Annotated in this window: 24 protein-coding genes; 12 read left to right on the forward strand and 12 right to left on the reverse strand. The window is 71.3% G+C overall.

Features of this window, described 5'->3' with window-relative positions; genetic code table 11:
- Positions 1–8: 8 nt before the first annotated feature.
- The 3 genes from MKK49_RS15735 to MKK49_RS15745 form a co-directional block, all read right to left on the reverse strand.
- Positions 9–1562 (reverse strand): acyl-CoA synthetase, encoded by a 1554-nt coding sequence (locus MKK49_RS15735; RefSeq protein ID WP_244030035.1) that lies wholly within the window; start codon positions 1560–1562, stop codon positions 9–11.
- Between the two features lie 63 nt (positions 1563–1625).
- The gene (gluQRS, locus tag MKK49_RS15740; RefSeq protein WP_244030038.1) at positions 1626–2492 is read right to left on the reverse strand and encodes a tRNA glutamyl-Q(34) synthetase GluQRS; all 867 of its coding nucleotides are present in this window, start codon (positions 2490–2492) and stop codon (positions 1626–1628) included.
- A gap of 10 nt (positions 2493–2502) precedes the next feature.
- On the reverse strand, positions 2503–2796 hold the full coding sequence (locus MKK49_RS15745; RefSeq protein ID WP_244030040.1) for a hypothetical protein: 294 nt from the start codon (positions 2794–2796) through the stop codon (positions 2503–2505).
- A 267-nt stretch (positions 2797–3063) separates the two neighbouring features.
- Here MKK49_RS15745 and MKK49_RS15750 point away from each other — a divergent pair, with 267 nt between their 5' ends.
- The 3 genes from MKK49_RS15750 to MKK49_RS15760 all read left to right on the forward strand — a co-directional run bounded on the left by MKK49_RS15750 (position 3064) and on the right by MKK49_RS15760 (position 5665).
- Complete coding sequence (locus MKK49_RS15750; RefSeq protein ID WP_244030042.1) at positions 3064–3687, forward strand: TadE/TadG family type IV pilus assembly protein; 624 nt, start codon at positions 3064–3066, stop codon at positions 3685–3687.
- Complete coding sequence (locus MKK49_RS15755; protein WP_244030044.1) at positions 3687–4286, forward strand: TadE/TadG family type IV pilus assembly protein; 600 nt, start codon at positions 3687–3689, stop codon at positions 4284–4286. The genes MKK49_RS15750 and MKK49_RS15755 overlap by 1 nt, the downstream gene beginning before the upstream one ends.
- Positions 4287–4408: 122 nt before the next feature.
- Entirely contained in the window at positions 4409–5665 is a 1257-nt protein-coding gene (locus MKK49_RS15760) for a TadE/TadG family type IV pilus assembly protein (protein ID WP_244030046.1), read from the forward strand.
- Between the two features lie 145 nt (positions 5666–5810).
- Here MKK49_RS15760 and MKK49_RS15765 read toward each other — a convergent pair whose 3' ends face one another.
- Positions 5811–7856 carry an ATP-binding protein gene (locus tag MKK49_RS15765; RefSeq protein WP_244030048.1) on the reverse strand — a complete coding sequence of 682 codons (2046 nt, stop codon included), beginning with the start codon at positions 7854–7856 and terminating at the stop codon, positions 5811–5813.
- A gap of 234 nt (positions 7857–8090) precedes the next feature.
- Here MKK49_RS15765 and trpA point away from each other — a divergent pair, with 234 nt between their 5' ends.
- The 4 genes from trpA (at position 8091) to MKK49_RS15785 (ending at position 12246) form a co-directional block, all read left to right on the forward strand.
- Positions 8091–8951: a tryptophan synthase subunit alpha gene (trpA, locus tag MKK49_RS15770; RefSeq protein WP_244030050.1), complete on the forward strand. Its 861-nt coding sequence runs from the start codon at positions 8091–8093 to the stop codon at positions 8949–8951.
- A 33-nt stretch (positions 8952–8984) separates the two neighbouring features.
- Positions 8985–9890, forward strand: coding sequence for an acetyl-CoA carboxylase, carboxyltransferase subunit beta (gene accD, locus MKK49_RS15775; protein ID WP_244030052.1), 906 nt, complete (start codon positions 8985–8987; stop codon positions 9888–9890).
- A gap of 22 nt (positions 9891–9912) precedes the next feature.
- Positions 9913–11238 (forward strand): bifunctional folylpolyglutamate synthase/dihydrofolate synthase, encoded by a 1326-nt coding sequence (locus tag MKK49_RS15780; protein WP_244030055.1) that lies wholly within the window; start codon positions 9913–9915, stop codon positions 11236–11238.
- 126 nt (positions 11239–11364) lie between these two features.
- Positions 11365–12246, forward strand: coding sequence for an outer membrane protein (locus MKK49_RS15785; RefSeq protein ID WP_244030057.1), 882 nt, complete (start codon positions 11365–11367; stop codon positions 12244–12246).
- A 282-nt stretch (positions 12247–12528) separates the two neighbouring features.
- Here the strand turns inward: MKK49_RS15785 and trxA are convergent, their stop codons facing one another.
- A complete protein-coding gene (gene trxA, locus MKK49_RS15790) occupies positions 12529–12849 on the reverse strand; it encodes a thioredoxin (RefSeq protein WP_056088302.1) in 321 nt (106 codons plus the stop codon).
- A 443-nt stretch (positions 12850–13292) separates the two neighbouring features.
- Between trxA and MKK49_RS15795 the strand changes: the two genes are divergently transcribed.
- The gene (locus tag MKK49_RS15795; RefSeq protein ID WP_244030059.1) at positions 13293–14576 is read left to right on the forward strand and encodes a PQQ-dependent sugar dehydrogenase; all 1284 of its coding nucleotides are present in this window, start codon (positions 13293–13295) and stop codon (positions 14574–14576) included.
- 18 nt (positions 14577–14594) lie between these two features.
- Here the strand turns inward: MKK49_RS15795 and MKK49_RS15800 are convergent, their stop codons facing one another.
- The 3 genes from MKK49_RS15800 to MKK49_RS15810 all read right to left on the reverse strand — a co-directional run bounded on the left by MKK49_RS15800 (position 14595) and on the right by MKK49_RS15810 (position 16306).
- Positions 14595–15530, reverse strand: coding sequence for an ABC transporter ATP-binding protein (locus MKK49_RS15800; protein WP_244030061.1), 936 nt, complete (start codon positions 15528–15530; stop codon positions 14595–14597).
- Between the two features lie 31 nt (positions 15531–15561).
- The gene (locus tag MKK49_RS15805; protein WP_244030063.1) at positions 15562–15819 is read right to left on the reverse strand and encodes a hypothetical protein; all 258 of its coding nucleotides are present in this window, start codon (positions 15817–15819) and stop codon (positions 15562–15564) included.
- A 166-nt stretch (positions 15820–15985) separates the two neighbouring features.
- The gene (locus MKK49_RS15810; RefSeq protein ID WP_244030065.1) at positions 15986–16306 is read right to left on the reverse strand and encodes a PetM family of cytochrome b6f complex subunit 7; all 321 of its coding nucleotides are present in this window, start codon (positions 16304–16306) and stop codon (positions 15986–15988) included.
- A 143-nt stretch (positions 16307–16449) separates the two neighbouring features.
- Here MKK49_RS15810 and MKK49_RS15815 point away from each other — a divergent pair, with 143 nt between their 5' ends.
- Positions 16450–17166, forward strand: a complete 717-nt coding sequence (locus MKK49_RS15815; RefSeq protein ID WP_409565084.1) for an HAD family hydrolase — start codon at positions 16450–16452, stop codon at positions 17164–17166.
- 490 nt (positions 17167–17656) lie between these two features.
- Positions 17657–17911, forward strand: a complete 255-nt coding sequence (locus MKK49_RS15820; protein WP_244030202.1) for a hypothetical protein — start codon at positions 17657–17659, stop codon at positions 17909–17911.
- A gap of 79 nt (positions 17912–17990) precedes the next feature.
- Here the strand turns inward: MKK49_RS15820 and MKK49_RS15825 are convergent, their stop codons facing one another.
- The 3 genes from MKK49_RS15825 to argH all read right to left on the reverse strand — a co-directional run bounded on the left by MKK49_RS15825 (position 17991) and on the right by argH (position 20669).
- A complete protein-coding gene (locus MKK49_RS15825) occupies positions 17991–18683 on the reverse strand; it encodes an invasion associated locus b family protein (protein ID WP_244030068.1) in 693 nt (230 codons plus the stop codon).
- Between the two features lie 110 nt (positions 18684–18793).
- Positions 18794–19177: a hypothetical protein gene (locus MKK49_RS15830; RefSeq protein ID WP_244030070.1), complete on the reverse strand. Its 384-nt coding sequence runs from the start codon at positions 19175–19177 to the stop codon at positions 18794–18796.
- A 97-nt stretch (positions 19178–19274) separates the two neighbouring features.
- Positions 19275–20669, reverse strand: coding sequence for an argininosuccinate lyase (gene argH / locus MKK49_RS15835; RefSeq protein ID WP_244030072.1), 1395 nt, complete (start codon positions 20667–20669; stop codon positions 19275–19277).
- A gap of 54 nt (positions 20670–20723) precedes the next feature.
- Here argH and tlpA point away from each other — a divergent pair, with 54 nt between their 5' ends.
- The gene (gene tlpA / locus MKK49_RS15840; RefSeq protein WP_244030204.1) at positions 20724–21353 is read left to right on the forward strand and encodes a thiol:disulfide interchange protein TlpA; all 630 of its coding nucleotides are present in this window, start codon (positions 20724–20726) and stop codon (positions 21351–21353) included.
- A 168-nt stretch (positions 21354–21521) separates the two neighbouring features.
- Positions 21522–23210, forward strand: a complete 1689-nt coding sequence (locus MKK49_RS15845) for a methyl-accepting chemotaxis protein (protein ID WP_244030074.1) — start codon at positions 21522–21524, stop codon at positions 23208–23210.
- Between the two features lie 124 nt (positions 23211–23334).
- Here MKK49_RS15845 and murJ read toward each other — a convergent pair whose 3' ends face one another.
- Complete coding sequence (murJ, locus tag MKK49_RS15850) at positions 23335–24864, reverse strand: murein biosynthesis integral membrane protein MurJ (RefSeq protein ID WP_244030076.1); 1530 nt, start codon at positions 24862–24864, stop codon at positions 23335–23337.
- Between the last annotated feature and the right edge of the window lie 80 nt (positions 24865–24944).

A 24944-nucleotide genomic window follows, 5' to 3' on the forward strand; every position in this document is an offset into this window, starting at 1 on the left:
CCCTCGCTCTATCGGGCGCCCTCCCCCGCCACAACCGTCACGCCTGCCCGAGCCAGCGGCGCCTGCCCGAGGCGGCGGCGCTGGACCTTGCCGTTGGGCGTGCGCGGCAGGGCCTCCAAGAAGCGGATCTCGCGCGGGCACTTGTAGGCGGCCAAGTGCTGGGCGCAGAAGGCCAGGAGGGCCTCGGCCGCCGGGTCCGTTCCCGCCTTGGCCACCACGAACGCGCCGATGACCGAGAGATCGGCCCGGACGGCGAGTTCGGCCACCCCGACCTCGGCGACATCGGGATGGCGGGCGAGCACCGCCTCGACCTCGCCCGGCGAGACCCGGTAGCCCAGCGCGTTCATGAGGTCGTCGTTGCGGCCGTGGAACCGGAGGTATCCGTCGGCATCGAGGCTGGCGAGGTCGCCGCCGGTGAACCACTCGCCCCGGGTGACCGCCGCGTCCTCGTCGGGCCGGTTCCAGTAGCCGAGCATCAGGCCGGGCTCGGAGCGGTGCACGGCGAGAAGACCGGTCTCGCCCGGCGGCAGCGGCTCGGGCAGGCCTTCCGTCGGCAGGATGGCGACGCGGCGCCCGGGCTGGGGCCGGCCGGGCGAGCCGGGGCGCACGGGGATCGTCGGCCCGCTAGAAACGTAGGTCGAGATCTCGCTCATGCCGAGCGCCTCGTAGAGGGGTTTTCCCGTGGCCGCTTCCCAGGCGGCGAGGAGCTCGGCCGGCAGGGCCTCGCCGGCCGTCACCCCGTGGCGGAGCCGCGTGAGGTCGTGGGCGGCGAGATCGCCGTACTTGAGGATCTGGCGGTAGAGGCTCGGCACGGCGGCGAAGATCGTGGCGCCGTGGCGGGCGATGAGGGCGGGCCAAAGGACCGGATCGCGCGGGCCGTCGTAGAGCACGGCGGTGGCGCCGCAGGCCCACGGGTCGGTGACGCCGACGCCCAGCGTGTAGGTCCAGTTCAGGGTGCCGGCATGCAGCATCACGTCCGTGTCCGTGAGGCCGAGCCAGTGGGTGTACATGGGCCGGCGGCCGCGCACGGACCGGTGGGCGTGGAGCACGCCCTTGGGGCGGCTCGTGGTGCCCGACGTGTAGACCAGGATCGCAGGATCCTCGGCAGCCGTGTCGGCGTAGGCCGGCAACGGGTCCCCGGCCTTCAGGGCGGCGATGTCGGCCGGGCGCAGGACGAGGCGGCGGGCCGCGCTCTCGGGATCGAGCACCACGTCCGTGCCGGCGACGATGGCGGCGGCCCCGGAATCACGCGCCAGGAAGGCGGCCTCGGCGGGGGTGAGCTGGGGCGAGGCCGGCAGGGCGACAAGGCCGGCGGCCAGCGCCGCGAAATAGGTCAGGACGTAATCCGCCTCGTGGCCGAGGCGGACCATCACCCGCGCGCCGGGTTCCAGGCCGAGGCCGAGGAGGCCGGCCGCGAGGGCGCGCACGGCCCGGTCGGCCTCGGCATAGGTGAGGATCGCGGCGGCCCCGTCCGGGCCGGCCATGACGAGGGCGGCCTTGTCCGGCCGCAGGTGGGCGTTTTCGGACAGGCAATGGGCGGCGGCGTTGAAGCGGTCGGACACGGGCCTCTCCCGGACGGATTTTTCGCGATCAGAGGCGCAAACCGGGGCGCGACACAAGGGGGCTCAGCCGAACCCGAGCCGGGCGCGGACCGCCGCGGCGGCGACGCCCTCCGCCCGGAGATCGGCGAGGCTGCGCGAGCCGCGGGATTTCGCGAGCTTCGCGCCCGTGGCGTCGAGCAGGAGGGCGTGGTGGTGGTAGCGCGGGTGCGTCAGGCCCAGGAGCGCCTGGAGCAGGACGTGCAGGTCGGTGGCGGCCAGGAGGTCGGCGCCGCGCACCACGTGGGTGATGCCCTGCGCGGCGTCGTCCGTCACCACGGCGAGATGGTAGCTCGCGGGCACGTCGCGCCGGGCGATGACGGTGTCGCCCCAGCGGGCCGGATCGGCGGCAACGAACCCCGTCGCCCCCTCCGGGTCGAAGGTGGAGAAGCCGAGCGGTCCGGGGGGCGCCGCAAGCGCGCGGTCCATGGCGAGGCGCCAGGTATGGGGCTCGCCCCGGGCGAGCCGCGCCGCGACGGCGTCGGCCGACAGGTGACGGCAGGGGCCCGGATAGAGCGGGGCGCCGTCGGGATCGCGCAGAACCGGCCCGTCGCCGGCGGCACGCCGCGCCGCAGCAGCGACCTCGGAGCGCGAGCAGAAGCACGGATAGACCAGATCCCGGGCAGCGAGGCTGTCGAGCGTTGCCCGGTAGGCGGCCATGCGGGCGGACTGGTGCATCGGCGCCGCGAAGCGCAGGCCGAGCCAGGCGAGGTCGGCCAGGACGGCGTCGACGAGGTCCGGGCGCGAACGGCCGGGATCGATGTCCTCGATGCGCAGCAGGAGGCGCCCGCCCGCGGCGCGGGCGAGGCGGTCGTTGAGCAGGGCGGAATAGGCGTGGCCGAGGTGCAGGCGGCCGTTGGGACTCGGGGCGAACCGAAAGGTCGACGCGGACACGGCGCCCGGGTCAGCCGCCGCTGCGGCGCAGGCACCGGGTCTCGCCGGCCACGCAGGCGATGCCCGGCAGGGAACAGGCGGCGCCCTCCTCCCGGCGCTGGCAGACCCGGCAGCCGTCGCCCCACTCGGCGCAGGTGAGGTCGGCACCAGGCGTCACGGCGGCGGGCCGGTGCGCGGAGGGTGCCAGGGTTCCGATCAGCACGGTGGCGAGGACGAGGGCGAGAATCCCGCCGAGGACGCGGCGGTCGGTGCGGGCGGACGCGGCGTCCGGCGGCGGGGCGTCGAGGGGCGGGGAAGCGGCCATGGCGCCCGTGTTCGCGCGCCGGCCCGGACCTGTCAACGCGCGTGTCGCCGCCCTCGGGATGCTCGACCCCGCTTCTCCAACGGTCTCCGGCCGGGTCCCGGCGTTTCGGAGACGCGCAACGGAAAATCTTAACGTCTCGCTCCGCATGATCGAGCCGACCGCAACACCGGGAATCCAGAACGCCCACTCGCCGAAGCGGATGCCGGTTCGGCGAGCGCGCGCGACAACACGAGGACCCGGAGCCGCTCACCGTCTTGAGTTCATGAGATGATTTCTTCCATCACTGGCAACGGGACCGGAGCCGGCCGCACCGCCCGGGGCAAGCGTCGATTCGGGCAGGACCGGAGCGGTGCGACCGTGGTGGAATTCGCACTTCTGGCACTGCCGTTCCTGCTGATCGCGAGCGCCTCCCTCGAGGCCGGACTCACGTATTTCAGCCAGGAGATCCTGCAACAGGCCGTCACCGACGCCGGTCGGCAGATCTACACGGGGCAGTTCCAGGTCGCCAATGTCGGAACGACCGACAAGACCGCCCTGCTCGATCGGTTTCGCAGCGCCCTGTGCAACCCCATCGGACAGCCTCCGATCACGATCTTCAATTGCGCCAACGTGCGCGTCAGCATCACCGAGGCGGCGACGTTCGGAGGGGCGGCCCCGGTCGATGCCGTCGTGGCGGACAACACGGGGGCCCTGGGCTGGAACCCGAGCTTCGCGACCTACACCTGTGGACGCGCCAACGCGGTGATCATCGCTCAGGCGGCCGTGGACATCCCCGTGTTCGTCCCGGCCCTGGGCATCGCGGGAACGTTCCTGCCGAACGGGCGTCGCGTGCTCCAGGCGGCGACGGTGTTTCAGGTGGAGCCGTTCAACTCCAGCGCGACTTGCTCGTGATGATGCGAGCCGGTGCCGCTCGCCTCCGGTGCGACGTCCGCGGTGTCGCGGCGGTCGAGTTCGCCCTGGTGGTCCCGCTTCTCCTGCTGATCTTCTTCGGCGTGACCGAGTTGGTGCGCGCCATTGATACGAGCCGAAAGGTGACGATCTACGCGCGGACCATCGCCGATCTGGCCGGCCGCGCGAGCAGCGACGAGGCCCGCATCTCCGGCATCCTCGACGCCGCCGGGGTGATCATGCGCCCCTACGGCACGACCGACGTGCAGACCATCATCAACGCCATGGGCGTCGAGCAGGTCTCCGGCACGCTCATGGGCGGCGTCTGCTCGAGCTATGCCCGCAACGCGACGAAGCGGGCCCCCCTCACCCTCAACGGCACCGGCACCCTTCCGGCGACGCCCGCGACCTTCCGCTACGACGGCGCTCGCTACGTGCTGGTCGAGGTCAGCCTCGCCTACACGCCGGTCCTGGGGGCGAGTCTGTATCGGTCGATCTTCGGCGCGGCGGGAATCGTCTTCGCGCGGCAGGTGCCCTGGGCCCAGCGTCTCGACACCGGAGAAGTGGTGATGCCCAACGGTGCCAAATGTCCGACCTTCTAGACCCGATGCCGCCCGCCGCCCCGGTCGAGGGGGTATCGGAAGCCCACGCGAAACCCGTGGCGCGCATGGGCTTCCGGTTTCTGCGCGCGCGCGGCCGATTTCTCCGCGCGCGCGAAGGCCAGGTGGCCATCCTCTTTATCCTGATGGCGGTGCCGATCCTGTTCGCCTCGGGTGCCGCCGTCGATTACGGCCGGCGCAACGCCGCCAAGGTGCAGCTGGACGCCAGCCTCGACGCGGCGGTCCTCGCGCTCATGGCGGAGAAGACGAACACGATCTCCGCGGCGTCGATCGCCAACGCCGAGACACAGTTCCGCACGGAGGCGTCGAAGCTCTCCGGCGTGACCATCACGTCGTTCGTCATGGTACCGGTGCCGGTCAACGCCACGGGCCAGCTCGGGGTGACCGCGACCTACGGCGCCACCGTGAAGACGACGCTCAGTTCCATGATGCAGGTCGCCGCCATGCCCATCGCCGGGCGGTCGGGAGGCGAGCGAACCATTTCGCAGTACACGGATTTCTACCTGCTCCTCGACAACTCGCCGTCCATGGGCCTCGGCGCAACCCAGGCCGACATCGACAACCTGACGAAGCTGACGGCCAAACAGACCAGCGATCGCCGCAAGAATTGCGCCTTCGCCTGCCACGAGACCAAGGTGGTCAACGGCAAGACCGTCGACGATACGGACGATAATTACTATCTCGCGAAGAAGAACAACATCAAACTCCGGATCGACAATCTGCGCGAGGCGACTCAGTCACTGGTCGACACGGCGGTCCAGAAGACAAAATTCCCCAACCAGTACCGGATGGCGATCTACACCTTCAGCGACATCTTCACGGAAGTCGCCCCCCTGACGACGACGCTCTCCACCGTCAGGACCAGCGCGGGCAAGATCGATCTGGCGTATTCCTATCCGGACGACCGGGATACCCAGACGTCCTACATCCGCGCCCTGCCGCAGATCGCCGGCAAGATCCCCAACAGCGGCAGCGGCGTCACCGCCGACGCACCGATCCGATTCCTGTTCTTCGTGACCGACGGGGTGCAGGACGCCGTGACAGACGGCAAGGTGATGGGTCCCTACGACAAGAAGACCTGGTGGACCGATCGCTTCCTTGGGGCGATCGATCCGGCCCTGTGCACGTCGATGAAGAACCGCAACATCCGGATCGGCGTGATCTACACCACCTACCTGCCCCTGCCGAACAACGACTTCTACAAGGAGTACGTGGCGCCCGTGGCCGCCAATATCCCCGAGAATCTCAGGCAATGCGCCAGCGACGGACTGTTCTTCCCCGTCTCCACCGGCGGCGACATCAACACGGCGATGCAGAAGCTGTTCGAGGCCGCCCTGGCGTCGACGCGGATCACGCGCTGAGACACCCGCTGGCGTCCCCGACGGGGGTGTCGTGCGTCAGGCCAACAATCTCTCCTTCTGCGGAGAACGCCGAGCCCTCGACCCTCGACCTACGGGCGGCGATCCCGCGACCGACGATCGTGCGGCGCCACGCTCCGCCGCGGACTCACGCCGCCGACCGGCGCTCCAAGAGGGCCGGCAGGGCGCGGAGGTTGAGGGGTTTGGCCAAGAAGCCGTCGAACCCCGCCGCGCGGGCGGCCCGTTCGTCGTCGCGGCCGGCATTGGCGGTGAGGGCCACGAGGTGGAGCGGCGGACCGCCCTGCCCCGCCTCCAGGGCGCGGATGCGCCGGGCGGTCTCGAGGCCGTCGAGGCCGGGCATGCGGATGTCGATGAGGGCGAGGTCGAAGGCCCCGCCCTCGGCGAACAGCGCCAGGGCCGCCAACCCGTCCCGAGCCGGGAACACGGTGGCGCCGAGGCGCTCCAGGGCCCGGGTGGCGAGGAGCGCGTTGATGGGGTTGTCCTCCGCCAGGAGGACGCGGATGCCGGCCCGGGGGACGCAGGCCGGCGGGATCGGGGCGGCGATGCCCGGGCCGGTGGGCGCCGCGCCGGGGAGCGCCGGCGCCAGGAGCCGGTCGAACAGGGAGCGGGCGCGCACGGGCTTGATGAGGTAGCCGTCGAAACCCGCCGCCCCGGGGGAGCCGAACCCGCGCCGGTCGAAGGGCGAGAGCAGGACGAGGCTGCAGCGTACGCCCCGGGCCTTGGCCGCCCGGGCGAGCGCCCGCACGGCGGCGTCGCCCAGGGACCGATCGGCGATGACCGCGTCGAACGGCGTCCCGGACAGCGCCGCCAGGGCCGCCGCTTCGGTGGCCACCACCACGGCCGAGGCGCCGGCGGATGACAACCGGCGGGCGAGGAACGGGGCCTGGAACGGCGAATCGGCCACGATCAGCACCGTGTGTCCGGCCATGGACGGCGCCGTCCCGGCGGAGGCCGAGGGGACGGAGTCCCGGGGTACCTGCGCCAGGGGAAGGATGGCGGTGAAGCGGCTGCCGCGGCCCACCGTCGACTCCGCCTCGATCCGCCCGCCCATGCGGGCGACGAGGCGGCGCGTGATGGCGAGACCGAGGCCGGTGCCCTCGTGGGGCCGGCTCGCGCTGCCGTCGCCCTGCTCGAATTCCTCGAAGAGGATCGGAATGCGGTCCTGCGGGATGCCCGGCCCCGTGTCGCACACCGTGAGCGCGACCCCGTCGCCGTCGCGGGCGATCTCGAGTCCGACGCCCCCCGTCGCGGTGAACTTCACGGCGTTGCCCGCGAGGTTGACGAGGATCTGGCGCACCCGGTCGGCGTCACCGATCACCCGGGGAGGCAGGTCGTCGGCGATGTCGAGGGCGATCTCGATGCCCTTGTCCTGGGCGCGTGGCGCCAGGAGCTCGACCACCCCCTCGGCCAGGGCCGCGAGATCGAACGGCGCGGCGGACAGATCGAGGCGGCCGGATTCGATCCGTGAGAAATCCAGGATGCCGTCGATGAGCGACAGCAGCGCCTTGCCGGAGGTCCGCACCGCCTCGACATAGGTGCGCTGCTCCGGATCGAGGCCGGTGTCGAGGACGAGGTCGGCCATGCCGAGGATGCCGTTGAGCGGCGTGCGGAACTCGTGGCTGACGGTGGCGAGGAAGCGGGATTTGGCGACGTTGGCCGCCTCGGCCCGGGTCAGGGCCTCATCGAGGGACCGCGCCGCCTCGATGCGACCGGTGATGTCGGTGCCGGCGCGCAGCCACTGGGTCCCGCCATCGGGGCCGGAGACGGGCATCTCGATGAAGGAGAACCAGCGCGGCGGTCCCTCCACGGGGGACAGGCGCATCTCGACCCGCCGCACCCCGTCCTGGCCTTCCTCGACGCCGCCGCGCTCCCGGCACGCGACGTCCACGGTGGAGCCGACGAGGGTGAAGGGCTCGGCGCCGACGAGCCGCCCGAACCCCGCATTGGCGAAGGTGATCCGCCCGAGGGCGTCGCGCTGGACGATGATTTCGGTGGTCGCCTCCACCAGGGCGCGGTAGCGCTCCTCGCTTTCGGTGATGCGCCGGATGCGGTCATGGAGGTGCTCGACCTCGGCGGGCTCCACGACCGGCATGGCGCGCCGGCGCAGGAGGATGATGAGGGCGAGGGCGGCGGCCAGGACGGCGAAGATCGGCGCGAGGGCCTGGAGGGTCATGCGTCTCTCCCCGGCGCGACCGGACGGGCCCGTCCGCGACATCGGGCGGAGGATGCCAGTCGGGGTTGAACGCCGGCTTTCGAAAGGCGCTTAAGGATGTCTTGAGCCAGTCCCCGGACCCGGCGCGGACGGACCGCGCTTCACGGGCCGGTCGCGATGGTGTAGGCGCGACGGCTCCATCCGAAAGCCCGACCGTCCCGCGCCCCGGGGCCGGCCGCGAGAGCGCAAGCGTCCATGACCGAACCGAGCTCTGCCAACGGCACCGCCCAGACCCGCATCGCGGCGACCTTCGCCCGCTGCCGGGCGGAAGGGCGCGCGGCCCTCGTCACCTACGTGATGGCGGGCGATCCCGATCCCGAGACCTCGCTGAAGGTCCTGGAAGCCCTGCCGGAGGCGGGCGCCGACATCGTCGAGTTCGGTTTGCCGTTCACCGATCCCATGGCCGACGGCCCGGCGATCCAGGCCGCCGGCCTGCGGGCCCTGAAGGGCGGCCAGGGCGTCGCCAGGACCCTGGACCTCGTCCGCCGCTTCCGCGAACGCAATGCCGGCACGCCCGTGATCCTGATGGGGTACTTCAACCCGATCCACACCTACGGCGTCGAACGCTTCCTCGACGACGCCGTGGCGGCCGGGATCGACGGCCTCATCGTCGTCGACCTGCCGCCGGAAGAGGACGACGAGCTGTGCCTGCCGGCGCTGGCCAAGGGCCTCGCCTTCATCCGCCTCGCCACCCCGACCACGGACGAGAAGCGCCTGCCCGCCGTCCTCGCGAACACGGCCGGCTTCGTCTACTATGTGTCGATCACCGGCATCACCGGAACGGCGACCCCGGATTTCGGCAAGGTGGCCGACGCCGTCGGCCGCATCCGGCGCCACACCAGCCTGCCCGTCGTCGTCGGCTTCGGGGTGCGCACGGGGGCGGACGCGGCCGCCATCGCGCGGGGGGCCGACGGGGTCGTCGTGGGGTCCGCCCTCATCGACGCCCTCCGGGGCAGCCTCGACGGCGAGGACCGCGCCCAGGCCGGGACCGTGGAGGCGGTGAGCGCCCTGGTGCGCGATCTCGCCGCGGGCGTGCGCCGGGCGGCCAAGGCCTGACACCGGAATTTCGCGAACAAGGACGGCATCACGATGATGGTTGAGCCGATGAACTGGATCTCGGAGGTCGTGCGCCCCAAGATCAAGACCCTGTTCAAGCGCGAGACGCCGGAGAACCTCTGGGTCAAGTGCCCCGATACCGGGCAGATGGTCTTCCACAAGGAAGTGGAGGGCAACCACTGGGTCATCCCCGGCTCGGAGCACCATCTCAAGATGAGCGCCCAGGCGCGCCTCAAGATGATGTTCGACGAGGGCACCTGGATCGACGTGCCGCTCCCGGAAGTCGCCGCCGACCCCCTCAAGTTCCGCGACGAGAAGCGCTACGCCGACCGCCTCAAGGACGCGCGCGCCAAGACCGGCATGCCCGACGCCTTCAAGATCGGCTTCGGCCGGGTCGGCGGCCTGCCCATGACTCTCGCGGCCCAGGACTTCGCCTTCATGGCCGGGTCGCTCGGCATGGCGGCGGGCGAGGCCTTCGTGCGCGGCGCCGAGACGGCACTCGACAAGCGCACCCCCTACATCTTGTTCTCGGCGTCGGGCGGCGCGCGCATGCAGGAGGGCATCCTCTCCCTCATGCAGATGCCGCGCACCACCGTGGCGATCCGCCGGCTCCGGGCGGCGAAGCTGCCCTACATCGTGGTGCTGACGAACCCGACCACGGGCGGCGTCACCGCCTCCTACGCCATGCTGGGCGACGTGCATCTCGCCGAGCCCGGCGCGCTGATCTGCTTTGCCGGCCCGCGCGTCATCGAGCAGACGATCCGCGAAAAGCTCCCCGACGGCTTCCAGCGCTCGGAATACCTTTTCGCGCACGGGATGATCGACCAGGTCGTGCACCGGCACGCCCTGAAGGAGACCATCGCGCGCCTGTGCGGCCTGCTCATGAAGCAGGACGCCCCCACCCCGCCCCGGCCGGCCCCCGTGGCCGAGCCGGCCTGAGCCCCCCGACGCGACCCCGCCCATGGATTCCTCCGACGCGCTGATGGCGCGCTTCCTCGCCCTGCATCCGCGCACGATCGACCTGTCGCTCGGTCGCATCCAGCGCTTGCTCGAACGTCTCGGCCACCCGGAGCGCAAGCTGCCGCCGGTGATCCATGTCGCCGGCACCAACGGCAAGGGCTCGACCATCGCGTTCATGCGCGCGATTCTCGAGGCCGGGGGCCTGGCCGCCCACGTCTACACCTCGCCTCACCTCGTGCGCTTTCACGAGCGCATCCGCATCGGCGCGGTGGGCGGCGGGCATTACGTGCCCGAGGATCAGCTCGCCGATGCCCTGGCCCGCTGCGAGGCGGCGAATGCCGGCGAGCCGATCACGGTGTTCGAGATCACCACGGCCGCCGCCTTCCTGCTGTTCTCCGAGACGCCCGCCGACGTGCTCCTGCTGGAGGTGGGCCTCGGCGGGCGGGTGGACGCCACCAACGTCATCGACCGGGTGGCCTGCGCCGTGGTCACTCCCATCGGGCGCGACCATGCCGAGTATCTCGGCGACACCGTCGAGGCGGTGGCCACGGAGAAGGCCGGAATCTTCAAGGCCGGCTGCCCGGCGGTGATCGCCGCCCAGGACTACGTGGAGGCCGATTCGGTCCTGTGCCGGCTGGCCGATGCCATCGGGGCGGATCCGATCCGGGTCGGCAACCAGGACTTCTCCGTCCATGCCGAGCGCGGGCGCCTGGTGTTCCAGGACGAGGTCGATCTGTTCGACCTGCCCCGCCCCCGTCTCAACGGGCGCCACCAGCTCACCAACGCCGGCACCGCCATCGCGGCCCTGCGGGCGGCGGGGTTCGGCGATATCGGGATCGCCGCCATCGAGCGGGGCCTCGACACCGTCGATTGGCCCGGACGCCTGCAGCGGCTCAACCGCGGGCGCCTGTCCGAACTCGTGCCGGCGGGCGCCGAACTCTGGCTCGACGGCGGCCACAACGTCGATGGCGGCCGCATCCTCGCCGCCGCCATGGCGGATCTCGGCGAGCGCAGCGACGTGCCCCTCGTCCTCGTGGTCGGGCTCCTCGGCACCAAGGACGCGGAGGGTTTCCTGCGCAACTTCGTCGGCCTCGCCCGGACCCTCGTCGCGGTGCCCATCGCCGGCCAGATGGCGGCGCGCCCCGCCGACGAGGTGGCGCAGATCGCCGTCGAGGTCGGCCTCGACGCCCACGTGGCCTCCGGCATCGAGGCGGCGCTGGAGGGCCTGTGCGCCACGGTGTTCGACCGGCCGCCGCGCATCCTCATCTGCGGCTCGCTCTACCTCGCGGGCGCTGTGCTGACCGCCAACGGCACGCCCCCGACATGACAGCGCCGCAATCCTCGCAGGCGCCGGCCCTGCATCGCTCCGGCCGGTGTGGCACCCACGCTACATCTTGGCCGTAGAAAGTCGGTTAGTTTCTCCTTCGATCGGGCAACTCGCTGGGGATCAATAATGAAAAAGCTTCTGACGTCTTTCGCCGCCTTCACGGCTCTCACGGCTGCCGCCACGGCCGCCGACCTTCCGCGCCGCGCCGCGCCGCCGGTCTTCGTGCCGGTGCCGGTGTTCACCTGGACCGGTTTCTACGCCGGTTTCAACGCCGGTTACGGCTTCGACGCCGGTAACGACGTCGCCACGCCGGCCGTCGTCGCCACGGGTGCTTCCGGCATCTTCCGCGCTCCCGGCCTCGTCGGCGGCAACGGCGCTGTGATCTACAACAACAGCCGTTCGCAGGAAGGCTTCACGGGCGGTGGCCAGATCGGCTACAACTACCAGTTCACCCCGGGCTCCGGCTTCGTGGTCGGTGTCGAGGCCGACGCCCAGTACGTCGACTTCGGTCGTGACCGCAACCGCGTCGCCGGTTTCGTCGGCACCCCGAACCCGGACCTGACGTTCGTCAACCCGAACGGCATCTCCAGCCTCGACTACTTCGGCACCGTGCGCGGCCGTATCGGTTACGCCTTCGACCGCGTCCTGTTCTACGGCACCGGCGGCTTCGCCTACGGCGCCGGCAGCGCTGAGCGTTCGTTCGGCGGCTTCCGCGGCAACGACAACTTCCGCACCGGCTACGCCGCCGGCGGTGGTATCGAGTACGCTCTCCCGACCGACTCGTTCCTGAACTTCTTCCGCTCGTCCGCCGTGACGCTGAAGGTCGAAGGTCTGTACGTGAACCTCGATCGCACTGCCGCCAGCAACGTGTTCGCCGTGTCCAACAGCACCGGCCTGCAGTTCCGTACCGGCACCCCCTACGCCACCGCCACCGGCGGCACCCGTGGCCGCGACACCGAGTTCGCCGTCATCCGCGCCGGCCTGAACTACAAGTTCGGCTCGTACTAGGCCAAACTCCTTCCGGGTCTCGGAACCTTCCGAATCACGGAACTTGGGAAGCCCGGCCGAAAGGCCGGGCTTCCTTCGTTTCCGGCTCCCGCCGCCCCGATGCAGGATCATTGCGGCCTAGAGCGTTTTCTGTGATCCTTGGATCGCAGAAAACACTTTATCCCTTTGTTGTGTATCGCATTTTCTTACGCCGAACCGGCAACCACTTCGGCGGAAAATGCTCTAAAAAAGGCCCGGTGCGCGAGCACCGGGCCTTCTGTTCGTCGGAAGCGGTCGGTCGGTTCAGGCGCTCGCCTGAATCCAGCGCGAGAGGTCACCCTTGGGGGCCGCGCCGACCTTCTGGCTGGCGAGTTCGCCGTTCTTGAAGATCAGCAGCGTCGGAATCGAGCGGATGCCGTACTGCGCGGCGATGCCGGGGTTCTCGTCGACATTGACCTTGGCGATCTTCACCCGCCCCTGGAGATCGGTGGCGATCTCCTCGAGCGCCGGGCCGATCTGCCGGCAGGGACCGCACCACTCGGCCCAGAAATCCACTACGACGGGCTCGACGGACTTGAGGACGTCCTGCTCGAAACTCGCGTCGGTCACTTTCACCGTCGCCATCTTGGTCCCTTTCACGTTCGCGCCGGAGCGCGGTCCGTCCGGGCCGGACGGCCCTGGGCGGGGTGCGCCGCTTACGGGCGGCGCCTCATCGTGAGACTTGGCGACGCGGGGCCGGACGGTCAAGGCGGTCCGCGGCCCCCGCGGGGCAGGACACCGTCCGCCTCATGCCTTGTCCACCGTGGCGACCCTTGTCCACCGTGGCGGCGGCACGCAGGGTCTCCGGCTGCCCCGAACATCGGTTGCCGACGGAGACCGGGCCTCGCCAAACGCCCGCGCTCGCCCCATCTCCCCCTGACCCGCATGGGCCTCAGCGACCGGCCGGGGCGCTTTCGGCTGCCTCGCGCGCCGGGGCGCCGGTTACGGTAAAAGACACGACCCGACACGCCGACCCGATACGGCGAAAATCTGACACGGCACCTCGCCGCCATGGAGGACAATCCGACGTGAAGCGCATCTCCCAGACCCTGCTCGCCACCCTCGCCCTCGCCGGCCTCCCCGCAGGCGCCATCGCGCAGGAGGCGGGCGCCGCCGCGCCCCGGCAGCCGCGGGTCGAGGGCGAGGCCTTCAGCGCGCCCACCTCCGACGCCGCCGGCACGACGCCCGCCGAGACGGAAGCGCCCAACACGACCTACAAGCCGCTCCTGCCCAACCAGACCCGGGCGCCCAAGCCCGCCGAGGCCACCAAGGTCAAGACCGAGACCGTGGCCAAGGGCCTCGACAGCCCGTGGGCGCTGGAGTTCCTGCCCGACGGCCGCATGCTGGTCACCGAGAAGGCCGGGACCATGCGGATCGTGGCCAAGGACGGCACCCCGGGCGCGCCGATCCCCGGCGTGCCGAAGGTCGATGCACGGGGCCAGGGCGGCCTCCTCGACGTGGCGCTCAGCCCGAGCTTCGTCGCCGACCGGCTGATCTACTTCAGCTACGCCGAGCCCCGCGAAAAGGGCAACGGCACCACGGTCGCCCGCGCCAAGCTCATCGAGGACAAGGGCGCGGCCCGCCTCGACGAGGTCAAGGTGATCTTCCGGCAGATGCCGACCTACGACGGCGACAAGCATTTCGGCTCGCGCCTCGTCTTCGCGCCGGACGGCAAGCTGTTCGTCACCGTGGGCGAACGCTCCGACAAGGGCCCCCGCGTCCAGGCTCAGGACCTCACCAGCGGCCTCGGCAAGGTGTTCCGCATCGACACCGACGGCAACGCCGCCAAGGACAACCCGTTCACGGGCGGCGAGAAGGCCAAGCCCGAGATCTGGTCCTATGGCCACCGCAACGTCCAGTCGGCCGCCCTCGACCCGCAGGGCCGCCTCTGGACCGTGGAGCACGGCCCGCGCGGCGGCGACGAGTTGAACCGTCCGCGTCCGGGCGTGAATTACGGCTGGCCGGAGGTGACCTACGGCATCGAGTATTCGGGCGAGAAGATCGGCGAGGGCAAGACCCAGGCAGCCGGCACCGCGCAGCCGGTTTATTATTGGGATCCGGTGATCGGCCCCTCCGGCATGGCGCTCTACACCGGCGACAAGTTCCCGGCCTGGAAGGACGCCTTCCTCATCGGCGGTCTGGTCAGCCAGGGTCTCGTCGCGGTCAAGCTCGACGGCGACAAGGTCGTCACCGAGGAGCGCATTCCCCTGGAGGCCCGCATCCGCGACGTGAAGGTCGGCCCCGACGGCGCGGTCTACGCCGTCACCGACGGCCCGGGCGGCAAGATCCTCAAGCTGACGCCCGGCCAATGAGCGACCGGCGCCCGCCCCTCAGGCGGGCGCCGAGGCCGTGCGGATCGCCGCGAGGCTGAGGCCGGACGGCCCGTCCGGCCCGGTCACGGTGAGATGCTCGGTGCCCGTCGCGAGCATGAGCGCGAGGGCATCGCGCACGGACGCGTCGTGGGCGATGGCCGGCGCGCCCCCGGTTGATCCGGGCTCGGCCAGGGCGCCGACGGTGAGCCCGGCCAGACGCCGCAGGGCCCGGTCGGGACCGATGAAATCCGCCACGAACGCGTCGGCCGGCCGCGCCAGCAGGTGATCGGGCGTGTCGGCCTGGACGATGCGGCCGGCCCGCATGAGGACGATGCGGTCGCCCATGCGGACCGCCTCGTCGAGGTCGTGGGTCACGAGGATCACGGTCTTGCCCAGGCGCTTCAGGATGGCGCCGATCTCGACTTGGAGGCGGGCGCGCGCCACGGGATCGACGGCCCCGAACGGCTCGTCCATGAGCAGCACCGGCGGATCGGCCGCGAGCGCCCGGGCGACGCCGACGCGCTGGCGCTGCCCGCCCGAGAGGGCGTCGGGCCGGCGCTCCCGGTACTCCGCCGGGTCGAGGCCGACGAGGTCGAGCATCGCGTCGACCCGATCTGAGATGCGGGCTTTGGGCCAACCCAGCAGTTCGGGCACGGTGGCGATGTTGCGGGCGACACTCCGGTGGGGGAACAGGCCGACGCCCTGGAGCACGTAGCCGATGCGGCGGCGCAGGTGGATCGGATCGATCCGGGCCACGTCCGCGTCCGCGAGGTGGATCGTGCCGGCATCCGGATCCACCAGCCGGTTGACCATGCGCAGGGTGGTGGACTTGCCGCAGCCCGAGGGGCCGATGAGGGCGCAGGTCTCGCCCTCCCGTATCGCGAGGTCGATGGCCTCGACGGCCGGACGCGGCGCACCGGGAAACCGCTTCGAAACGCCCGCGAAGCGAATCATTCCGCCGGGGCCGACTCGGCAGCCATTCGCCTCAGCAGCCCTTGCAGATGGAGCCCATGGTGGTGCGCATCTTCGAGTCCCAGGCCTTGTCACGAGTCGCAGCCGCCCGCTGGGCCTTGGCCATGTCCGCCTCGGTGTTGGCACGGGTGTACGGCGCGCCGGCCCGACCCGGCGGCTTGGTGACGCCGGTGCTCGTCACGGTACGGCCCCCCGGCGCGGCGGGAGCCTGCGCCAGGGCGGCCCCCACCAAGAGCGGCAGGGCGAGGGCGGCAACGAGAAAACGAGACATGCTGAAACCCCGTGGCGCGGCGGACATGATGCGTGGCATCGGCGCGCGCGCGGACAGTCAGGATCATAAGGCCCGCAACACGCCGCGCAAACGGTCGCCTACGCGCCACGTGCGCGTCGGCACCTCCCTCGGGCGGACAGTTCCGGCCTCGCGGACGGCTCCTGCCTCACGGACGGCTGAGGAAGCCGATGGGCTCGCGGCCGGGCTGGCCGAGCCAGAGCAGGATCGCCCCGAGGCCGAGGCCGAGGAGGGCGGCCGGGGCCAGGGTGAGGGGCAGGACCAGGATCTGCCAGAGCCACGGCGCGACGCCCTCGACGGTGCCCTGCAGGGCGCTGGCCCGATCCTTGAACAGGGTGAACAGGAGGTCGCTCAGACTCGTCATCCGCACGCCGTTGTTGGCGATGGAGCGGGCGCCGTCATAGACGAAGCCGACGAAGCCGCCCGCGAGGAAGACGAGGCCGAGAAAGCGGCTGAGGAAACGAAGCATCGCACCCGGTCACACCCGCCGGCATCGCGCCGGCCCGTGCCTGAGTAGGGGTGGGCGCAGATCCGTGCAAGCCGACCCGTACCAGCCGTTGCCGGCCCGCCGCCGACCGTGCGAAACCGGCGCGCCTCTTCCGGGATCGAAACTTGACCGACCAGACATCGACCGCCACGGCGCCGCGACCCGTCGGCGATGCCCACGCCCCCCTCGCCCTGGTGATCTTCGATTGCGACGGCGTGCTCGTCGACAGCGAACCGATCAGCCTCGCCCGCCTCACGGCCGGCCTCAACCGCATCGGCGTGCCCATCGACGTCGAGACCGTGCGGGTGCGCTTCGCCGGCACCTCCATGACCTCGATCATGGCGCATATCGCGCGCGACTATCCCGTCACCGTACCGGACGATTTCGTCGCGGCGGTGAAGGCCGACACCCTGCGGGCCTTCGACGCCGGCCTCACGGCGATGCCGGGCGTGGCGCGGGCCGTCGCAGGGCTGGCGCTGCCGCACTGCGTCGCCTCCAGCAGCGATCCGGTTCGCCTGGCCCACACCCTCGGGCTGACGGGGCTACTGCCCCTGTTCGCGGAGCGGGTCTATTCCTCGACGATGGTGGCGCGCGGCAAGCCGGCGCCGGACCTGTTCCTCCACGCCGCCGCCGCCATGGGGGCGGACCCGCGGGCCTGCCTCGTCGTCGAGGACAGCGTGCCGGGCGTGCAGGCGGCGCGGGCGGCGGGAATGCGGGTCCTCGGTTTCACCGGCGGCGGCCACTGGACCCATGACCGCAGCGGCGCGGACCTCGTCGCCGCCGGCGCCGCGCGGGTGTTCGACGACTTTTCCAGCTTCGCGGCCCTCGTCGCATCGGCCTGACCGGCCGGCCGGAGGAAACCATCGCGGCGGCCACGGCGGAGAGCGGTTCCTGCCACGTCGGGCCATACCTTCGAAAGATCGATCCGTTGACGAACCGGCCCCCGCGCAGCATCTTCAGAGTGTTCGGCGGCGGCTTTCACCGCTGTCGCACCGCGGTGATTTGAAGTGTGTAGCTTGCGCCGCGTCACCAAACGCTAAAGCACCGCGACGCGCCCGCGCTTCGTGGTCCTTGCTCGATGAGGATGACTTGCCGTGCTGAAGACCCTCCCGATCCGACCAATCCTGAACGCCTGCGACGGCTGTCGATGCTGATCTTCGAAATGCATCCAGCCCGTCCACGCCCGGCCCGACGCCGGCCTCAGGAAAGTCCGCTCCCATGTCGCATCACCACGCCGACACCACCGCCCGTGCCCTGAACCAGCGCCACGCGGCCCCGCCCTTCCTCGATCTCCAGACCGCCCGGGCCCGCAACCGGCTCCACGCCGATCCGATCTACGCCGATCATACGGTCGAAGCGGCCCCGACGCGGATCATCGAGATCGGCGAGGTCACGGCCGGGATCGCCGTGCCGGAGCGCGGCGGGGTGCGGTTCTTCTCGTCGCAGCGGGATTTCGACCGCCTCGACGGGACCGTCTTCGCCAGCGTCGAGCAGGCGGCCCGCGCCGCGCGCGAGCGGTTCCGGGCCCGGTCCGGCGCCCCGTCCCGGGGCCGTCCAACCGGCGCGGGACACCTGCGCGCGGTCTGATATCCCGTGAGCTCCGCCCCATGAAGCGCAGCGCCCCTCACCCGGGGCGCTGCGCTCGCCTGCGCGCGACTTGCACGCGCTACTTGCACTCGTCGCGGGTGCGCTTCATCGCCTCGACGAAACCCGCCAGGGCGTATTCGTCGCTGGTCGGGTTGCCGCGCAGGGAGGTCGTCTTGACCTGGAGCTTGGCCGTGCGGCCCATCTCGGTGACGACGCGGGCCTCCTCGGCCTGGTTCTGGAGCCAGGCGTTGTTGTCCTTGGTGACGAGGCCGTAGCGGGTGGCCCCGAGGTGGATGGCCGGGTCCGTGGCGGCCGCGTTGGGCTTCGCCGCTGCCCCGGATTGACTGCCGGCGGGCTTCGCCGGGAAGCCCAGCATCACCGCGACCTCGTTCTGGATGTTCTCAGCCTTGCGCACGGTGACGAACAGGTAGGCGGTGTCGCGCTTCAGGGTCTTGGGCGAGCGCGTCGTCGGCTGGGCGATGGCGTAGCAGACCCGGGTCTTGCCCTGGCCGCTGGCGAAGACGTTCCAGTCGCCGAAGATCGCCACGGGCGTCGCCTGCTGCATCCCCGGTGCCGTGACGGCTTTGGCCGCGCCCCTCGGCTCGCGCGTGCGCCGGCGCTTGCGCGGGCTCTCGGCCTCCTCGGGCGCCGCCTCCTGCGCCCGGGCGAGGCCGGTGCCGAGGAGCGATCCGGCACCGATCCGATCCGCCGGTCCGCACAGGAGGACCGTCGCAATTCCGAGGATGAGGCAGCGCCGGACGTCGAGGAGCATGGGGAAACCTTGTGGGACGAGGCGGCCGGGAGGGCCTGCCCATCGTCCGGAAATGCGGCGGCGGAGCGGGAGCCCGGAAGGCGCCGGCCAATGACGCGAACTGCCGGGACTCAGGACACGTGGGCCTCGGTGCCGAGGCCCGGCCCGCGCATCGCCGCGACGGGCATGGCGAGATCCGGGAGTTCGCGCGGGAGTCCGAGATCCGGGATTTCGCGATCCGGCACGTCGCGTCCCGGCGTCAGGCGCTCGGGTGCCTCCGCCGGGGCTTGGGCGATCGGGGCTTGGGCGATCAGGGCCTGCGCGATCAGGGCCGTGGCCGGCAACGGGCGCGGCTTCGGATCGTTGTAGGGCGTGTTGTAGCACTTGCGCACGGACGCCCAGAACGCGGCACGCTCGGCTTCGCCCAGGCGATCGAGGGTCGCGTCGATGTGGGCGGTGGCATGGGCGGCGAAAACTTGGGTGTCGTCCGGCGATAAACAGCTCTCGACGGGCATGCGCGCGATCTCCGAAGGGGTCCGGGCGTGGTTTAGGCAGGATCACATAGCTGGACCGTGAACGCCATGCGGCACGGTCCAGCTTTTCCTCAAGCTCTCACGGCGCGGGGGCGTCGCCAAGCCGCTCGAGCCAGCGGGTGGCCTGAGCTCGCACGTTGTCGGGCGCGGTGCCGCCGTAGCTCGTGCGGCTCGACACGGAGTTCTCCACACCCAGCACGGCATAGACCGCCTGCGTGATCCGGGGCTCCGCGGCCTGCATCTCCGCGAGGGTGAGTTCCTCCAGCCCGACGCCGCGGGCGGACGCCGTGCCGACGAGGCGGCCGGTGACGTGATGGGCCTCGCGGAAAGGCAGGCCGAGTTCGCGCACCAGCCAGTCGGCGAGGTCCGTGGCCGTGGCGTAGCCGGAGCCGGCGGCCCGCGCGAGGACGGGGGCGTTGGGCTCGAGGTCGCGCACCATGCCGGTCATGGCGGCCAGACACAGGGACAGGGCCTGGAGGGCGTCGAAGGTGCCTTCCTTGTCCTCCTGCATGTCCTTCGAATAGGCGAGCGGCAGGCCCTTCATGACGATCAGGAGGCCGGTCAGCGCACCGATGACCCGGCCGGATTTCGCCCGGACGAGTTCGGCGGCATCGGGGTTGCGCTTCTGCGGCATGATCGACGAGCCGGTGGTGTAGCCGTCCGACAGGCGCACGAAATCGAACTGCGCCGAGGTCCACACCACGAGTTCCTCGGCGAAGCGCGAGAGGTGCACGGCGCAGATCGAGGCGGCGGCGAGCGATTCGAGGGCGAAGTCGCGGTCGGCCACGGAATCGAGGGAATTCGCCGTCGGCCGGTCGAAGCCGAGGGAAGCCGCCGTGGCGTGCCGGTCGATGGGGAAGGAGGTGCCGGCGAGCGCCGCCGCGCCGAGCGGGCACTCGTTCAGGCGGGCACGGGCATCGCGGAAGCGGCCCCGGTCGCGCGCCAGCATCTCGACATAGGCGAGGCAATGGTGGCCGAAGGTGACGGGCTGGGCCGATTGCAGGTGGGTGAAGCCGGGCATCACCGTGCCGGCGTGCGCCAGCGCCTTCTCGGCCAGGGCCTTCTGCAGGTCGGCGACCTGGGCGTCGAGGCCGTCGAGGGTGTCGCGCACCCACAGCTTCATGTCGGTGGCGACCTGGTCGTTGCGCGAGCGCGCCGTGTGCAGGCGCCCGGCGGCCGGGCCGACGATTTCGGTGAGACGGCTCTCGACGGACATGTGGATGTCCTCGAGTTCGCGCCGGAACACGAAGCCGCCGCCCTCGATTTCCGCCTGCACCGCCTTGAGACCGTCTTGAATCGCCGCCACATCGGCACGCGGCAGGATGCCAGTTGCCCCCAGCATGGTCACGTGCGCCAGGGAGCCGCGGATGTCCTGGGGCGCGAGGCGCTTGTCGAACCCGATGGAGGCGTTGATCTCCTCCATGATCTCGGCGGGGCCGCTCGCGAAGCGCCCGCCCCACATCCGGTTGCTCATGCTCTCAAACGTCCTTCCAGCCGTCCTGCTCGCCCATCGGAGCAAGCAACGATGATGCCCGGCACCAAGGCGATGCTCGCCGGCGGGGCCGTCCTCGCCGCCGCCCTCGGCGTAGGGCTTGCCGTATACGGGACGGGTCCGACCGGCGGCAACACCGGTCCGTGCGCCGGCTCAGCCGTAACGATCACACGGCTGGCCCCGTTCGCCCGCGGCGAAGTCGCGGCGCTCCAGGCCGCGGAGACGCCCCGCCCGGCCCCGGACCTGACGTTCAAGGGCCCGGACGGCGCCGACACGACGCTCTCCGCCCTCAAGGGTCGGTTGCTGCTGGTCAACCTGTGGGCGACGTGGTGCGGCCCCTGCAAGGCCGAGATGCCCGCCCTCGACCGGCTCCAGGCGGAGATGGGCGGCCCGGATTTCGCCGTGGTGGCCATCAACGTCGATACCCGCAACCTCGACAAGCCGCCGCAATGGCTCCGGGACAACGGCATCGCGCACCTCGCCAACTACGCCGATCCGGGCGGCCGGGTGCTGCCGGCGATCCAGAAGGACACCGGCTCCCAGGGCCTGCCGACGACGATGCTGGTCGATGCCAAGGGCTGCACGCTCGGCGTCATGAAAGGGCCGGCCGAATGGAGCAGTCCGGACGCCAAGCGCCTCGTCGGCGCGGCCCTGGGCTGGGAGTGACGGGGTAGGCCGGTTCGCCGCGAGGGGGGCAGGGCGGCGTGTCTCCCGAAAAGCGCCCGCCGCGCCGCCGTGCCGGCGGGTGACGATTTGCGAGGCATCCTTAACGGAGCCTTCAGGAAACTGGCAAACTTGATGGAGCTTATCCGGACCCCTTGGTCGAGACGAGCGATGTCATTCAAGACTCTATCCATCCGCGCGAAGCTCGGCCTCAGCTTCGGCGTGATCTTCCTGCTGGTGCTGGCGCTGGGCGCCCTGTCCCTCTTCCAGTTGAATGCCGTGAACACCGTCGCACGGGAGATGCGCGACGACCATTTGCCCACCGTTCAACTTCTCGCGAAGATGCAAGTCCTCATTCTGCGCACGCGGACGAACGGGGCCCGGCTCGTGAGCGCCGATACGGACGCCCTGCGCGCCGAGATCACGGCCACCCTCGCCAAGCGGGATTCCGAGATGCGCGATGTCCAGGCCGCCTTCGCGGCACGGCCGGCGAGCCCGGAAGCCCGGACGCTCTATGCTGCGTTCGAGACGCAGTGGGCGGCCTACAATGCCCTGCGGGAGGGCGCGGCCGCCGATGTGCGGGCCGGAAACACCGCCAATGCCCAGCGCACCTTCAACACGGTCCTGTCCACGGGGGTGAACCTCGTGCTGGGCGAACTCCAGAAGCTCATCGACCTCGAGGACCGGACGGCCCGCACGAGCGGCGTCCACGCCCAGGAAACCTACGACACCGCCGTCCTGACCACCACGATCCTCGTCGGGGTGGCGCTCCTCTGCGCCATCGGCGCGGCGGTGCTTCTCGCCCTGGGCGTCAGCGCGCCGCTGCAGCGGATGACCCGGGCCATGGACCGCCTCGCGCAGGGCGATGTCGCGGCCGAGGTGCCGGGGGCCGGGCGCGGCGACGAGATCGGCGCGATGGCGGGCGCCGTCCAGGTGTTCAAGGACAACATCATCGCAACCCGCGCCCTGGAGGAGGAGACCCGCCTCGCCCGCCTCGACGCCGAGGCCCAGCGCCGGGCGGCGACCCTGCGGCTCGCCAAAGGGTTCGAGGCGGCCGTGGGCGGCATCGTCGCGCAGGTGAGTGCCGCGGCGACCGAACTCCAGGCGACCGCCGGCAGCATGTCGGAGACGGCGTCGGAGACCGCCGGGCGCTCCACGAGTGTCGCAGCGGCGGCCGACGAGGCGGCCACCAACGTCACCACCGTCGCGGCGGCGGCCGAGGAACTCGGCTCGTCCGTGGAGGAGATCGGCCGGCAGGTGCAGGGGTCGGCCAACCTGGCGCGCATCGCCGTCACCGAGGCGGGCGAGACCGCCGCCCTCGTGCGCGACCTCAGCGAGACCGCCGCGAAGATCGGTGACGTGGTTGCTCTGATCTCGACCATCGCGGGCCAGACCAACCTGCTGGCGCTGAACGCCACCATCGAGGCGGCACGGGCCGGCGAGGCCGGACGGGGTTTTGCCGTCGTGGCGGCGGAGGTCAAAGAACTCGCCAACCAGACGGCGCGGGCCACCGACGAGATCACCGGCCAGATCGGCCGCATCCAGACCTCGACGGGTCAGGCGGTGGCGGCCATCGGCGGCATCACCACGCGCATCCGCGAGATCAGCGACGTCGCGACCTCCATCGCGGCGGCCGTCGAGGAGCAGGGGGCGGCGACCCAGGAGATCGTGCGCAACGTCAGCGAGGCGGCCACGGGCACCGGCGCGGTGACCCGCAACGTCATCGGGGTCGCAGCGGCGGCCGAGGAGACCGGGGCGGCGGCGGCCCAGGTGCTGTCCTCGGCTTCCGAACTCTCGCGGCAGTCCGAGGACCTGCGCGCCCAGGTCTCGCACTTCCTCGCCTCGGTGCGGGCGGCCTGACCAGGCCTCGATGGGCCCGGCCCATCGGGGTCTGCCCGCGCGACCGCGCGGCGGCGGTCGTCCGCCGGACCGCCTCGATCCCGACCATGAGTCGGCGTCGAGGAGAACGGGGATGCGGCGCGCTTCAGCGCCTGCGCAGGCTGAGGCCGAAGATCCGCAGGGTGGCGAGCAGGAGCACGGCGTAGACGACCGCGCCGGCGGCGCCCACGACGCCCAGGACCGCGACCTCGCGCAGGTGCGGCAGGGCCCGCACGAGGCCCTCGGCCATGGGCACGCCGTAGACGGCGACGGCGGTGAGCGCCGCGCACGCGGTCGCGACGCCGATGAGCGTGATGCCGAACCCCCGGCTCGGCGCCATCCAGCCGCGCCGCCAGGCGAGCGCCACCAGGATCGCGAGGTTGACCCACTGGCCGATGGCAGTGGCGAGCGCCAGGCCGGTGACGCCGTAGGGCCCGGTGAGAACGATCTTCAGGCCGACGTTGATGGCGATGGCCGTGAGCGACGCGATGAGCGGCGTCATCGTGTCCTGGCGGGCGTAGAAGCTCGGCAGGGCGCTGCGCAGGAGCACCACGGCGGGCAGCGCCAGTCCGTAGGCGGCGAGCACGGAGGCGGCGCGAGCCGCGTCCTCGGCCCCGAAGGCGCCGCGCTGGAACAGGGCCGCCATGATGAGACCCGGCAGGATCAGGAAGGCGATGGTGAACGGCGCCGACAGGGCCAGCGAGAAGCCCGCCGCCCGGTTCTGCGCCGCATGCGCGCCGGCCGCGTCGCCGGCCGCGATCCGCCGGCTCATCTCCGGCAGGAGCACCGTGCCGGCCGCGATGGCGATGACGCCGAAGGGCAGCTGGTAGAGCCGGTCGGCGTAGTACAAGGCCGAGACCGCGCCGATGGGCAGGAAACTCGCGATGATCGTGTCGGCGAAGGACGCGATCTGGAATCCGGCCGAGCCGACCACCGCCGGTCCGAGCACCTTGAAGAACCGCGTCATGACCGGATCGCGCAGGGTGGGTGCGACCAGCGTCGGGGCGATGCCGGCGCGCCGGCAGGCCCACCACACGAGGGCGAATTGCAGCACGCCGGAGACCGAGACGCCCCAGGCGGCGGCGTAGGCGGCGTTGGGGAACAGGAACGCCAGGCTGAGCGCCACCAGCATCGACAGGTTGAGCAGGACCGGCGCGCCCGCCGCCACGGCGAAGCGCCGTTGCGCGTTGAGGAGCCCGGAGAACAGGGTCACCAGGGTCATGAACAGGAGGTACGGGAAGGTGATCCGGGTCAGCGAGACGGCGAGCGCGAAGCGCTCCGGATCGTCGGAGAAGCCCGGCGCCAGGGCTTTGACCACCCACGGCATCGCCGGCATGGCGAGTGCCAGGAAGCCGATCTGCACCAGCAGCATCAGGGTGAAGATGCGGTCGGCGAAGCGCCGGGCGGCGCCCGCTTCCGCCGCCTCGGCGAGGCCCGCATAGGTCGGCACGAAGGCGGTGTTGAACGCCCCCTCGCCGAAAATAGCCCGGAAATGGTTGGGCAGGCGGAACGCCACCACGAAGGCGTCGGCCACGGGCCCGGCGCCGAGAATCGCGGCCATCACCACGTCGCGGGCGAACCCCGTGACCCGCGACACCAGCGTCCAGCCGCCGACGGAGAGGATGGAGCGGATCATGGGTGCAATCGAAGATGAAGAGTGGAACGAGGCTCCGCTCTCCCCACGAGGGAGAGGCCGCGCATTGATAGACAGGCAAT

The organism is Methylobacterium sp. J-090 (assembly GCF_022829345.1).
GTDB lineage: Bacteria > Pseudomonadota > Alphaproteobacteria > Rhizobiales > Beijerinckiaceae > Methylobacterium.

Excerpts from the sequence above, each read along its gene's own strand:
- MKK49_RS15745 (WP_244030040.1), bottom strand. The coding sequence starts at position 2,796 with ATGGCCGCTTCCCCGCCCCTCGACGCCCCGCCGCCGGACGCCGCGTCC.
- MKK49_RS15750 (WP_244030042.1), top strand. The coding sequence starts at position 3,064 with ATGATTTCTTCCATCACTGGCAACGGGACCGGAGCCGGCCGCACCGCC.
- MKK49_RS15755 (WP_244030044.1), top strand. The coding sequence starts at position 3,687 with ATGATGCGAGCCGGTGCCGCTCGCCTCCGGTGCGACGTCCGCGGTGTC.
- MKK49_RS15765 (WP_244030048.1), bottom strand. The coding sequence starts at position 7,856 with ATGACCCTCCAGGCCCTCGCGCCGATCTTCGCCGTCCTGGCCGCCGCC.
- trpA (WP_244030050.1), top strand. The coding sequence starts at position 8,091 with ATGACCGAACCGAGCTCTGCCAACGGCACCGCCCAGACCCGCATCGCG.
- accD (WP_244030052.1), top strand. The coding sequence starts at position 8,985 with ATGATGGTTGAGCCGATGAACTGGATCTCGGAGGTCGTGCGCCCCAAG.
- MKK49_RS15780 (WP_244030055.1), top strand. The coding sequence starts at position 9,913 with ATGGATTCCTCCGACGCGCTGATGGCGCGCTTCCTCGCCCTGCATCCG.
- MKK49_RS15785 (WP_244030057.1), top strand. The coding sequence starts at position 11,365 with ATGAAAAAGCTTCTGACGTCTTTCGCCGCCTTCACGGCTCTCACGGCT.
- trxA (WP_056088302.1), bottom strand. The coding sequence starts at position 12,849 with ATGGCGACGGTGAAAGTGACCGACGCGAGTTTCGAGCAGGACGTCCTC.
- MKK49_RS15800 (WP_244030061.1), bottom strand. The coding sequence starts at position 15,530 with ATGATTCGCTTCGCGGGCGTTTCGAAGCGGTTTCCCGGTGCGCCGCGT.
- MKK49_RS15805 (WP_244030063.1), bottom strand. The coding sequence starts at position 15,819 with ATGTCTCGTTTTCTCGTTGCCGCCCTCGCCCTGCCGCTCTTGGTGGGG.
- MKK49_RS15810 (WP_244030065.1), bottom strand. The coding sequence starts at position 16,306 with ATGCTTCGTTTCCTCAGCCGCTTTCTCGGCCTCGTCTTCCTCGCGGGC.
- MKK49_RS15825 (WP_244030068.1), bottom strand. The coding sequence starts at position 18,683 with ATGCTCCTCGACGTCCGGCGCTGCCTCATCCTCGGAATTGCGACGGTC.
- MKK49_RS15830 (WP_244030070.1), bottom strand. The coding sequence starts at position 19,177 with ATGCCCGTCGAGAGCTGTTTATCGCCGGACGACACCCAAGTTTTCGCC.
- argH (WP_244030072.1), bottom strand. The coding sequence starts at position 20,669 with ATGAGCAACCGGATGTGGGGCGGGCGCTTCGCGAGCGGCCCCGCCGAG.
- tlpA (WP_244030204.1), top strand. The coding sequence starts at position 20,724 with ATGCCCGGCACCAAGGCGATGCTCGCCGGCGGGGCCGTCCTCGCCGCC.
- MKK49_RS15845 (WP_244030074.1), top strand. The coding sequence starts at position 21,522 with ATGTCATTCAAGACTCTATCCATCCGCGCGAAGCTCGGCCTCAGCTTC.
- murJ (WP_244030076.1), bottom strand. The coding sequence starts at position 24,864 with ATGATCCGCTCCATCCTCTCCGTCGGCGGCTGGACGCTGGTGTCGCGG.